10 protein-coding genes are annotated in these 11,746 nt (G+C 66.2%); 5 read left to right on the plus strand and 5 right to left on the minus strand.

Going from position 1 to position 11,746, the window contains the following annotated elements; genetic code table 11:
* Positions 1-102: 102 nt before the first annotated feature.
* The 4 genes from AADZ55_RS13890 to AADZ55_RS13905 all read left to right on the plus strand — a co-directional run bounded on the left by AADZ55_RS13890 (position 103) and on the right by AADZ55_RS13905 (position 3,425).
* Positions 103-762 (plus strand): RraA family protein, encoded by a 660-nt coding sequence (locus AADZ55_RS13890; protein ID WP_085324368.1) that lies wholly within the window; start codon positions 103-105, stop codon positions 760-762.
* Between the two features lie 145 nt (positions 763-907).
* Complete coding sequence (lipB, locus tag AADZ55_RS13895) at positions 908-1,684, plus strand: lipoyl(octanoyl) transferase LipB (RefSeq protein ID WP_085324279.1); 777 nt, start codon at positions 908-910, stop codon at positions 1,682-1,684.
* Positions 1,681-2,646 carry a lipoyl synthase gene (lipA, locus tag AADZ55_RS13900; protein WP_085324280.1) on the plus strand — a complete coding sequence of 322 codons (966 nt, stop codon included), beginning with the start codon at positions 1,681-1,683 and terminating at the stop codon, positions 2,644-2,646. Before lipB ends, lipA begins: the two co-directional genes overlap by 4 nt.
* 26 nt (positions 2,647-2,672) lie before the next feature.
* A complete protein-coding gene (locus tag AADZ55_RS13905) occupies positions 2,673-3,425 on the plus strand; it encodes a DUF4191 domain-containing protein (protein WP_085324281.1) in 753 nt (250 codons plus the stop codon).
* Between the two features lie 204 nt (positions 3,426-3,629).
* On the opposite strand, the gene AADZ55_RS13910 is transcribed toward AADZ55_RS13905, so the two are convergent.
* Positions 3,630-4,052, minus strand: a complete 423-nt coding sequence (locus AADZ55_RS13910) for an RDD family protein (RefSeq protein ID WP_085324282.1) — start codon at positions 4,050-4,052, stop codon at positions 3,630-3,632.
* A 250-nt stretch (positions 4,053-4,302) separates the two neighbouring features.
* On the opposite strand from AADZ55_RS13910, the gene glnA reads away from it, so the two are divergent.
* Complete coding sequence (gene glnA / locus AADZ55_RS13915; protein ID WP_085324283.1) at positions 4,303-5,739, plus strand: type I glutamate--ammonia ligase; 1,437 nt, start codon at positions 4,303-4,305, stop codon at positions 5,737-5,739.
* A gap of 129 nt (positions 5,740-5,868) precedes the next feature.
* Here the strand turns inward: glnA and AADZ55_RS13920 are convergent, their stop codons facing one another.
* Genes AADZ55_RS13920 through AADZ55_RS13935 form a run of 4 tightly spaced genes read right to left on the minus strand, consistent with a single transcriptional unit; the run spans position 5,869 to position 11,744 of the window.
* Positions 5,869-6,729: a TIGR03619 family F420-dependent LLM class oxidoreductase gene (locus AADZ55_RS13920; RefSeq protein WP_085324284.1), complete on the minus strand. Its 861-nt coding sequence runs from the start codon at positions 6,727-6,729 to the stop codon at positions 5,869-5,871.
* On the minus strand, positions 6,726-7,352 hold the full coding sequence (locus AADZ55_RS13925) for a PaaI family thioesterase (protein ID WP_085324285.1): 627 nt from the start codon (positions 7,350-7,352) through the stop codon (positions 6,726-6,728). The genes AADZ55_RS13920 and AADZ55_RS13925 overlap by 4 nt, the downstream gene beginning before the upstream one ends.
* An 18-nt stretch (positions 7,353-7,370) precedes the next feature.
* Positions 7,371-10,355: a bifunctional [glutamine synthetase] adenylyltransferase/[glutamine synthetase]-adenylyl-L-tyrosine phosphorylase gene (locus AADZ55_RS13930; RefSeq protein WP_085324286.1), complete on the minus strand. Its 2,985-nt coding sequence runs from the start codon at positions 10,353-10,355 to the stop codon at positions 7,371-7,373.
* Between the two features lie 48 nt (positions 10,356-10,403).
* Positions 10,404-11,744 carry a glutamine synthetase family protein gene (locus AADZ55_RS13935; RefSeq protein ID WP_085324287.1) on the minus strand — a complete coding sequence of 447 codons (1,341 nt, stop codon included), beginning with the start codon at positions 11,742-11,744 and terminating at the stop codon, positions 10,404-10,406.
* Positions 11,745-11,746 lie beyond the last annotated feature (2 nt).

An 11,746-nucleotide genomic window follows, 5' to 3' on the forward strand; every position in this document is an offset into this window, starting at 1 on the left:
TCGACTACGACGTCAAGCCTGGAATCCGAAACGATGAAGGTGATGGCGACGAATGGCCATCAATCCTAGAAAAGGTCAAGCGGTGCAAGGGTGGACGAACACATGCAACTGGTGGAGCTAGTGAATGGCCTGGGCGTCGCCGACGTCGTCGACGCCATGATGATGACGCACGCGCATCGCGCGCACATCGTCGAACTCGACAGCCCAGACCCGAAGCGGGTACTCATCGGTCCGGCGCTGACCATTTCCTTTTTGCCAGTGCGCAAAGATCTGATGGATCCACAGAAACACAGCCTCGGTCCAGCGATTTATCGCGCCATCGACGAGCGTGACCCGAAAGGCGCCGTGCTGGTGATGGCGTCCAACGGCTACAACCGGACCTCGCTGGGTGGCGGAACGAAGCTCAGCCGCGTCGAAAACCTTGGCATGGCAGGCATTCTCGCCGACGGCATGCTGCGCGACTACGAGGAACTGAACAGCTACGGCTTCGCAACCTACTGCCATGGGGAGACGGTGCACGGGGGCGGCAACGAGATCCAACCCTATCTGGCCGATGTTCCGGTTGCGGTCGGCGGCGTCACCGTGGTTCCGAACGATGTGATCTTCGCCAAAGGCTCGACGGCCGTTGTAATCCCGGGCGCCGAAGCCGAGGCGATCTTGACCAAGGCGCGCTACCTAATGGCGAAGATGGACCAGATCAAAGCAAGCCTGAAAACGGAAGACCCGGAGACAGTCCTTCGCCAGGGCAGCGGTGAGCTATGAGCGCGCCGGCCGACACCAACTGCCAAGCAGGGCCATCTGATCGCTACGCTGCGCGAGATCAGGCGGCCGCGGCGGGCGCGGTGCTAGATGGGGTCGGTGGACTGCGGTCAGCTGCTGACCTCCGGTGCCCGGTAGCCTCGTCGGTATGACGGGTTCTATCCGGTCAAGCCTGGCCGCGGTCGAGATTCGCCAGCTGGGGACGGTCGGCTACGGGGCCGCTTGGCAGCTGCAGCGAGAGCTCGCCGACGCCAGGGTCGCCGGCAGCACCGACACGCTGCTGCTGCTGGAACACCCCGCGGTCTACACCGCTGGACGGCGGACCCAACCGCATGAACGACCGACCGACGGCACCCCCGTCGTCGACACCGACCGCGGCGGCAAGATCACCTGGCATGGTCCAGGGCAACTAGTCGGCTATCCGATCATTGGGCTGGTCGAGCCCCTCGATGTGGTCAATTACGTTCGGCGTCTTGAGGAATCGCTGATCGCGGTGTGCACAGACCTGGGCCTGGACGCCGGCCGGGTCGACGGCCGGTCAGGCGTGTGGCTACCGGCCTGCGCCGGGCAGCCGGCACGCAAGGTCGCCGCCATCGGTGTGCGGGTGTCGCGGGCGACGACGCTGCACGGGTTTGCGCTCAACTGCGATTGCGATCTGAGCGCGTTCGCCGCCATCGTGCCGTGCGGCATCGCCGATGCCGGGGTGACGTCGCTGTCCGCCGAACTCGGACGCACCGTTTCCGTCGCCGAGGTCCGCTCCGCGGTCGCCGACGCCGTCTGCGCCGCACTGGATGATGTCCTGGCAGTCCGAGACCACGTACCCGGCGCTCCCCCGCGAACGGGCGGCGCCCCCACCGTCCGCCGTTCCGGCGCACCTCGCCGCCAAACGGAGCATCCCGTCGCCCGCGTAGCATCAGCGCTGTGACTGTCGCTCGGAAGCCCGATGTCGCCGGCCCTGCGGCTCCGTCAGGCCGGCGTTTGCTGCGCCTGGAGGTGCGCAATGCGCAGACCCCGATCGAGCGCAAACCGCCGTGGATCCGTACCCGAGCACGGATGGGACCGGAGTACACCGAGCTGAAGAACCTGGTCCGGCGAGAGGGCCTGCACACCGTCTGCGAAGCGGCCGGCTGCCCCAACATCTTCGAATGCTGGGAGGACCGCGAAGCCACCTTCCTGATCGGCGGTGACCAGTGCACCCGCCGCTGCGACTTCTGCCAGATCGATACCGGAAAGCCCGCCGAGCTGGACCGCGACGAGCCACGCCGGGTCGCCGAGAGCGTGCGGACGATGGGCCTGCGCTATGCCACCGTCACCGGTGTCGCCCGCGACGACCTGCCCGACGGCGGGGCCTGGCTGTACGCCGCGACCGTGCGCGCCATCAAGGAACTCAACCCCTCGACCGGCGTCGAGCTGCTGATTCCCGACTTCAACGGCGAGCCCACCCGGCTGGCCGAGGTCTTCGAGTCCCACCCGGAAGTATTGGCACACAACGTCGAAACCGTGCCCCGCATCTTCAAGCGAATCCGGCCGGCCTTCACCTACCAGCGCAGCCTGGGTGTGCTCACCGCGGCGCGCGACTTCGGCCTGGTCACCAAGAGCAACCTCATCCTCGGCCTGGGTGAAACCCCCGACGAGGTGCGCACCGCCCTGGCCGAGCTGCATGATGCCGGCTGCGACATCATCACCATCACCCAGTACCTGCGGCCGTCGGCACGCCACCACCCCGTCGAGCGCTGGGTCAAGCCCGAGGAGTTCGTCGAGTTCGCGCAATTCGCCGAGGGGCTGGGCTTCGCCGGAGTGTTGGCCGGGCCCCTGGTTAGATCGTCATACCGCGCGGGCCGGCTCTACGAGCAGGCGCGTACCTCACGAGCCTCGGCCGCCCGCTAGCCAGCGTTTACGTATTCTTGAAGATTATGGCGAAACCCCGAAATTCCGCTGAAAACAAGGCCGCCAAAGCGCAGGCAAACGCCGCGCGCAGGGCTGCCGCTCGCCAACGCCGCAAACAGCTGTGGCAGGCGTTCACCTTGCAGCGCAAGGAGGACAAGCGCCTGCTGCCCTACATGATTGGTGCTTTCTTGCTGATCGTGGGCGCGTCGGTGGCGGTCGGCGTGTGGGCTGGCGGGTTCACCACATTCACGCTAATCCCGCTGGGTGTGTTGCTGGGCGCGCTGGTGGCGTTCGTCATCTTCGGCCGGCGTGCCCAGCGAACGGTCTACCGCAAAGCCGAAGGCCAAACCGGCGCGGCCGCCTGGGCGCTGGAAAACCTGCGGGGCAAGTGGCGGGTGACGCCCGGTGTGGCCGCCACCGGCCACCTCGACGCCGTGCACCGGGTGATCGGACGGCCCGGTGTAATCTTCGTCGCCGAGGGATCGGCCGCCCGGATCAAACCCCTGCTGGCCCAGGAAAAAAAGCGCACCGCGCGACTGGTCGGGGACGTACCGATTTACGACGTAATCGTCGGCAACGGCGACGGCGAGATTCCGCTGGCCAAGTTGGAGCGCCACCTCACCCGCCTTCCGGCCAATATAACCGCCAAGCAGATGGACGCACTGGAGTCTCGACTGGCCGCGCTGGGTTCGCGGGCCGGGGCGGGCGTCATTCCGAAGGGACCGCTCCCCACCACCGCCAAGATGCGCAGCGTTCAGCGCACGGTCCGCCGCAAGTAGCGCCATACCGACGCGCCGGCGACGATGCAGCCCGCGCAGCGGGCTGAGGAGAAGCGGCGCAAAATTGGACCGCCGGCGACGATGCAGCCCGCGCAGCGGGCTGAGGAGAAGCGGCGCAAAATTGGACCGCCGGCGACGATGCAGCCCGCGCAGCGGGCTGAGGAGAAGCGGCGCAATACCGACCCGCCGGCGACAATGCAGACGTCAGCGTCGCACCACCGCCGTGCCGGTAAGCCGATCGTGCAAACCGCGCCCGTCCGAGTCGGTGAACAGCGGCGGGACCACCAGCCCGATCAGCAGGCCCCGCGCCACCAAGCGGCCGATCCCCACCGGCAGCCGGCCGTCCACCGGCACCACCACGAGACCCAGCACCAACTGGCCGGGTGTGAATCCGAACAGGCGCACCGCCGCCACCCCGAGCACCAGCCAAATCACCAGGATGACCGTCGACAGCATGGCCGCCGACAAGACGCCGAATTTCACGCCCAGCAACGCCAGACCGTAGGCGATCAGCCAGTCGATCAACAATGCTGCCAGCCGGCGCCCCATTGCAGCCAGCGAACCCGGCCCCTGGTGCGGTAGGCCAAGCTCCTTGCCGGGATACCCGGTAGGTGATTGCGCGGTCATCGTCCTGGTCCGACGGCCCGGCTCGGCTTGCCGTCCCACGATCTACGGGACGGCCTACGGGACGGCCCCCAGGGCCCCAATCGCCCACCAGTTACGATTTTGCCGACCATGGCCCCACAATAGGCCCGGGGGTGACCCGGCGACGGCCGTGGGCGGCATGGTCAGTAACGTCTGCGCAACACGGGGTTGACTGACGGGCAATATCGGCTCCATAGCGTCGGCCGCGGATCACCAAGTAAAGGAGCATTCTGTGACGGAAAAGACGCCCGACGACGTCTTCAGGCTCGCCAAGGACGAGAAGGTCGAATACATCGACGTCCGGTTCTGTGACCTGCCCGGCATCATGCAGCACTTCACGATTCCGGCCTCGGCGTTTGACCAGAGCGTGTTCGACGACGGCTTGGCCTTTGACGGCTCGTCGATTCGCGGGTTCCAATCGATCCACGAGTCCGACATGCTGCTGCTTCCCGATCCCGCCACCGCGCGCATCGACCCGTTCCGTGAGGCGAAGACGCTGAACATCAACTTCTTCGTGCACGACCCGTTCACCCTAGAGCCGTACTCCCGCGATCCGCGCAACATCGCCCGCAAGGCCGAGAACTACCTGATCAGTACCGGCATCGCCGACACCGCATACTTCGGCGCCGAGGCCGAGTTCTACATCTTCGACTCGGTGACCTTCGACTCGAGTGCCAACAGCTCGTTCTACGAGGTGGACGCGATCTCGGGGTGGTGGAACACTGGCTCGCCGACTGAGGCCGACGGTAGCCCGAACCGGGGCTACAAGGTCCGCCACAAGGGCGGGTACTTCCCGGTGGCCCCCAACGACCAGTACGTTGATCTGCGCGACAAGATGCTCACCCACCTGATCAACGCCGGCTTCATCTTGGAGAAGGGCCACCATGAGGTGGGCAGCGGCGGGCAGGCCGAGATCAACTACAAGTTCAACTCGCTGCTACATGCGGCCGACGATATGCAGCTGTACAAATACATCGTCAAGAACACCGCGTGGCAGAACGGCAAGACCGTCACGTTCATGCCCAAGCCGCTCTTCGGCGACAACGGGTCTGGGATGCACTGCCACCAGTCGCTGTGGAAGGACGGCAGTCCGCTGATGTACGACGAGACAGGCTATGCCGGTCTGTCGGATACGGCCCGCCACTATATCGGCGGCCTGCTGCACCACGCGCCGTCGCTGCTGGCCTTCACCAACCCGACGGTGAACTCCTACAAGCGGCTGGTTCCCGGCTACGAGGCCCCGATCAACCTGGTCTACAGCCAGCGCAACCGGTCGGCGTGTGTGCGCATCCCGATCACCGGCAGCAATCCGAAGGCCAAGCGGCTCGAGTTCCGCTGCCCGGACGCCTCGGGCAACCCGTACCTGGCCTTCTCCGCCATGCTGATGGCGGGCCTGGACGGCATCAAGAACAAGATCGAGCCGCAGGCGCCGGTCGACAAGGACCTCTACGAGCTGCCGCCGGAAGAGGCCGCGAACATCCCGCAGGCCCCGACCTCGCTGACCGCGGTGATCGACCGGCTGGAGGCGGACCACGAATACCTCACCGAGGGAGGCGTGTTCACCAACGACCTGATCGAGACGTGGATCAGTTTCAAGCGCGAGAACGAGATCGAGCCGGTCAACATCCGGCCGCACCCGTACGAGTTCGCGCTCTACTACGATGTTTAATGACGTTTAGGAACGTCTAGACCGGGTGCAGCAACCCGCTTGGCGATCATTTCACCGATCACCGAGCGGGTTGTCTGTTTCATGCGCCGTTCTGCTTTTCGGCGTGTTATCGCCGACGTGCGCCATCGGCTAGCCGTCCGGCGCGAGGTTCTTGCGAAAGCGCCGCATGCCGTCGATCTTTTCGGCCAAGGTAGCCCCCGGCCCGGCATAGAACATCCATGGCATGGTGAGGACGCCGGTGATACCCGCCTTTTCGGCGCGCCGATAGTCGGCGACGTTGAAGGCGTCGGTGAGCGGCACCAGAATGGTGAAACCTTCTAGTGGCAAACCGTTTTCCAGGCGCAACTCACGGAGCCGGCCGGCCGCCGCGATGGCGCGATCGGTCTTGATCAAGTCCCCGATCCAGCCGTCATGGCGGGCAGCACGGCGCAACGCGATATCGCTGAGCCCACCGACATAGATCGGTATCGGCGGCGGGGTGGGCTGCATCTCCAGCCGCGGCGTCCGGTAGAACTCGCCGTCGAATTCCGTCCAACCCGGTTCCCACAGCGCCCGCATCAACTCGACAATCTCGTCCGTGCGTTTCCCGCGGGCCGTGAACTGCTCGCCCATCAAGGCGAACTCCTCCTGGCACCAGCCGACGCCGATACCGAGCTCCACCCGGCCATGGGCCAAGACTGCCGCGGTACCAATCGCTTTCGCGGCCGAGTATGGGTTGCGCATCGCGGGAATGTAGACGGTGGTAACGAACCGCAGCCGCGTGGTGAGCTGGGCAAGCGCGCCGACCATCACCCAAGGATCGGGCCAGTCGGTGAAGGGCTGCCACCGTCGTTGCCCGTCCTTGGTGTAGGGATACGGGGTGGTTAGGGTCTCCAGATTGACGACGTGGTCGGGTATCCCGATGCCGTCGTAACCGAGATCGTCGGCGGCCTTGGCGATCTCGATGATCTCGGAGGTGTTCAGGAAGGCGCTGCTGATGTAGAACTTCATTCGACATTCCGTGCCCACGCCGGCTTGATGAAGACCCCCTCCGCTTCGACGGTGACCCCCGCTGCGTCCGAGAGATGGCCGCGCGCAAAGGCCTTGACGCCATCGATGCGTTCGACAAATGCTTCGGCGCGAATCGGTCCCAGCGGAGTGCCGCGCAGGTATCTACCCGTGAGGGTTCCGGTGAACAGCGGTTTGGTCAGGCCCTGACTGGCCGCCTCGCCCAGCATGTGGTCAAGCACCAGAGCACACACACCGCCGTGCACCAGGCCAGGCGGACCTTCGTAGGGCACGCCCAGGGTGAACTCGCTCCAGCACCGCCCGTCCTCTTCGTGATGGACAACCAACGGTGGGGCTATCGGGTTGCATTGGCCAGCCGCGGCGTTGCCCAATGGCAACGGACGGCCGTCAACGTGATAGCTCACGCCGAGGGGCCGAACCCGTTGACTGCGCAGTGATCGGGTCACCGCTTCGATCGCGGTCGTCGCGTCCCGGACGACATCATCGTCAGCCTGCGTCCTGATGGTGGCTTCAATGAGGTCCCGAACTGCCTCGGTCAACGGGGCATAGGACGCCATCACCCGGCCGAGCTCCGCTTCGCTTAAGGCCTCGAACGTGGCGTCCAAGCAAACCAGCCTCCTGACTCAGCTCCCGAACACTTTGCGCACGACCGCCTTTGCGCGCCGCGTCACCCGCAGATAGTTGTCCAGGAACTCCCCACCGTCGTCGCTTCGCCAGCCCGCGGCGACCGCGACCGCATTGAGCTGGCGTCCGGGTCCCGGCAGCTGGTCGGTGGCTTTGCCGCGGACCAACACCAACGCGTTGCGGGCCCGGGTGGCGGTCAGCCAGGCCTGCCGGAGCAAGTCCACGTCGGCCGCCGGAACCAGGTCGGCGGCGGCGATGGCATCCAGGGATTGCAGCGTCGAGGTGTTATGCAGCGTCGGAAGCTCATGCGCGTGCCGCAGTTGCACCAGTTGCACGGTCCATTCGATGTCGGCCAGTCCCCCGCGACCCAGTTTGGTGTGGGTGTTGGGGTCGGCGCCGCGCGGCAACCGCTCGGACTCGATGCGGGCCTTGATGCGGCGAATCTCGTGCACCGCCTCTGCGGACACGCCGTCGGGCGGATACCGCGTCTTGTCGACCATCAGCAGGAACCGCTGGCCCAGGTCGGCATCACCGGCGACCGCGTGTGCGCGCAGCAGTGCCTGGATCTCCCATGGCTGTGCCCACTGCTGGTAGTACGCGGCGTAGGACCCGAGCGTCCGGACCAGCGGACCGTTACGGCCCTCGGGACGCAGGTTGATGTCGAGCTCCAACGGCGGGTCAACGCTGGGTGTACCCAGCAGTGCCCGAACCTGCTCGGCGATCGATGTCGACCATTTCACCGCCTGCGCATCTTCGAAACCGCTGGCCGGCTCGCAGACGAACATCACGTCGGCATCCGACCCGTAGCCCAACTCGGCACCACCCAGCCGGCCCATGCCGATGACCGCGATGACCGCCGGGGCGCGACCGTCGTCGGGGAGGTTGGCCCGGATCATCGCGTCCAGCGCGGCCTGCAGCACGGCCACCCACACCGACGTCAACGCCCGGCACACCTCGGTGACCTCGAGCAAGCCGAGCAGATCCGCCGAAGCGATACGGGCCAGCTCGCGACGGCGCAGCGTGCGCGCGCCGGCAATAGCCCGCTTCGGGTCGGGGTAGCGGCTCGCGGAGGCGATCAGCGCCCGAGCCACCGCAGCGGGCTCGGTCTCCAGCAGCTTGGGGCCCACCGGCCCGTCCCCGTACTGCTGGATGACCCGCGGCGCGCGCATCAACAGCTCCGGCACGTACGCCGAGGTACCCAGCACGTGCATGAGGCGCTTGGCCACCGCGGGCTTGTCGCGCAGCGTGGCCAGGTACCAGCTTTCGGCGGCCAGCGCCTCGCTGAGCCGCCGGTAAGCCAGCAGACCGCCGTCGGGGTCCGGGGAATATGACATCCAGTCCAGCAGTCTCGGCAGCAGCACCGACTGCACCCGTCCGCGCCGGCCGCTTTGATTGACCAGCGCCGACATGTGCTTCAACGCGGTCTGCGGCCCCTCGTAGCCCAGCGCGGCCAGCCGGCGCTCCGCGGCCTCCAACGTCATGCCGTGGGCGATTTCCAGCCCGGTCGGGCCGATCGACTCCAGCAACGGCTGATAGAAGAGCTTGGCGTGTAGCCGGGATACGCGCACGTTCTGCTTTTTGAGCTCGTCGCGCAACACCCCGGCCGCATCATTTCGACCGTCGGGCCGGATATGGGCGGCGCGCGCCAGCCAGCGCACCGCCTCTTCGTCTTCGGGATCGGGAAGCAGATGGGTGCGCTTGAGGCGCTGCAACTGCAGGCGATGCTCGAGCAGCCTGAGGAACTCATAGGAAGCGGTCATGTTCGCGGCGTCCTCCCGCCCGATGTAACCGCCTTCGCCCAGCGCCGCCAACGCGTCCACCGTGGACGCCACCCGAAGCGACTCGTCGCTGCGCGCGTGGACCAGCTGCAGGAGCTGCACGGCGAACTCCACGTCCCGCAATCCGCCGCTGCCGAGTTTGAGTTCGCGGCCACGGACATCTGCGGGCACCAACCGCTCCACGCGCCGCCGCATGGCCTGCACCTCAACCACGAAGTCTTCGCGCTCGCAGGCCCTCCACACCATCGGCATCAAGGCGGCCAGGTAACGCTCGCCGAGTTCCGCGTCGCCTACAACTGGGCGTGCTTTCAGCAGTGCCTGGAACTCCCAGGTCTTGGCCCAGCGCTGGTAGTAGGCGATGTGCGACTCGAGCGTGCGGACCAGCTCGCCGTTGCGGCCCTCCGGGCGCAGGGCGGCGTCCACGTCGAAAAAGGCCGCCGAGGCCACCCGCATCATCTCGCTAGCAACGCGCGCGTTGAGGGGGTCGGCGCGCTCGGCGACGAAGATAACATCGACGTCGCTGACGTAGTTCAGTTCGCGCGCACCGCACTTGCCCATCGCGATGACCGCCAGACGCGGTGGCGGCTGGTGTCCGCACACGGTCGCCTCGGCCGCTCGCAGCGCCGCCGCCAGTGCGGCGTCCGCCGCGTCCGCCAGGCAGGCGGCCACCACGGTGAATGGCAACACCGGTTCGTCCTCGACCGTCGCGGCCAGGTCCAGGGCGGCCAGCACCAACATGTAGTTGCGGTACAGGGTGCGCAATCCGTGCACGTACGAGCCCGGCGTACCCGCCGATTCCTCGACGCACTCGACGAACGACTGCTGCAGCTGATCATGGGAAGGCAGCGTGACCTTGCCCCGCAGCAATTTCCAAGACTGCGGATGGGCGACCAGGTGATCGCCCAACGTCAGCGACGAGCCCAGCACCGCGAACAGCCGCCCACGCAGACCACGTTCGCGCAGCAGAGCCGCGTTGAGCTCGTCCCATCCGGTGTCTGGATTCTCCGACAACCGGACCAACGCGCGTAGCGCGGCGTCGGCGTCCGGGGCGCGCGACAACGCCCACAGCAGGTCGACATGCGCCTGATCGTCTTGCTGATCCCAACCCAGCTGAGCCAGTCGTTCACCCGCGGGGGGGTCGATCAATCCGAGCCGGCCGACGCTGGGCAACTTCGGTCGCTGCGTCGCGGGTTTGGCCACGAACACGACCGTAGCGCAAAGCCCGCCGAGGTCAGAGGATCCGGCAGATCTGGACTAGAGCGACAGGTAGGTGCTCAGCTCGTACGGCGTGACGTGGCTACGGTAGTTCGCCCACTCTCGGCGCTTGTTTCGCAGGAAGAAGTCAAATACGTGCTCCCCCAAGGCCTCCGCGACGAGCTCGGAGGCCTCCATCGCGCGAAGCGCGCTATCCAGACTCGACGGCAGTTCGCGGTACCCCATCGCTCGGCGTTCCTCGGGTGTGAGGTCCCATACGTTGTCCTCAGCCTGCGGGCCCAGCACGTAGCCTTTCTCCACCCCCCGCAATCCGGCAGCCAACAGCACGGCGAACGTCAGGTAGGGGTTGCACGCCGAGTCGGGGCTGCGCACCTCGACCCGTCGCGATGAGGTCTTATGCGGCGTGTACATCGGCACCCGCACCAAAGCGGATCGGTTGGCAGCCCCCCACGATGCTGCGGTGGGTGCCTCGCCGCCCTGCACCAGCCGCTTGTAAGAGTTGACCCACTGGTTGGTGACCGCGCTGATCTCAGAGGCGTGCTCAAGGATCCCCGCGATGAAGGATTTGCCCACTTCGGACAGCTGCAGCGGATCGTCATCGCTGTGGAACGCATTGACGTCACCCTCGAACAGGCTCATGTGGGTGTGCATCGCCGAGCCCGGGTGCTGGCCGAACGGCTTGGGCATGAATGACGCCCGCGCACCCTCTTCCAGCGCGACTTCTTTGATGACGTAGCGGAAGGTCATCACGTTGTCGGCCATCGACAGCGCGTCGGCGAACCGCAGGTCGATCTCCTGCTGGCCGGGGGCACCCTCGTGATGGCTGAACTCCACCGAGATACCCATGAATTCCAGGGCATCGATCGCGTGGCGGCGAAAGTTCAAGGCGGAGTCGTGCACCGCTTGGTCGAAGTAGCCGGCGTTGTCGACCGGGACGGGCACGGACCCGTCCTCGGGTCCGGGCTTGAGCAGAAAGAACTCGATCTCGGGATGCACGTAGCAGGAGAAGCCCAGTTCGCCGGCTTTCGTCAGCTGACGCCGCAGCACGTGCCGCGGGTCCGCCCACGACGGCGAGCCGTCCGGCATGGTGATGTCGCAGAACATCCGGGCCGAGTGGTGGTGACCAGAGTTGGTGGCCCAGGGCAGCACCTGGAAGGTCGACGGATCCGGGTGCGCCACCGTATCGGATTCCGAGACCCGTGCGAAACCCTCGATCGAGGATCCGTCGAAGCCGATCCCTTCCTCAAAGGCGCCCTCGAGTTCGGCTGGGGCGATGGCAACCGACTTGAGGAAACCCAGCACGTCTGTGAACCAGAGTCGAACGAAGCGGATGTCCCGTTCTTCCAGGGTGCGGAGGACGAATTCCTTCTGTCGATCCATAA

Origin of the sequence: Mycobacterium decipiens, assembly GCF_963853665.1 — a bacterium.
Lineage (GTDB): Bacteria > Actinomycetota > Actinomycetes > Mycobacteriales > Mycobacteriaceae > Mycobacterium > Mycobacterium decipiens.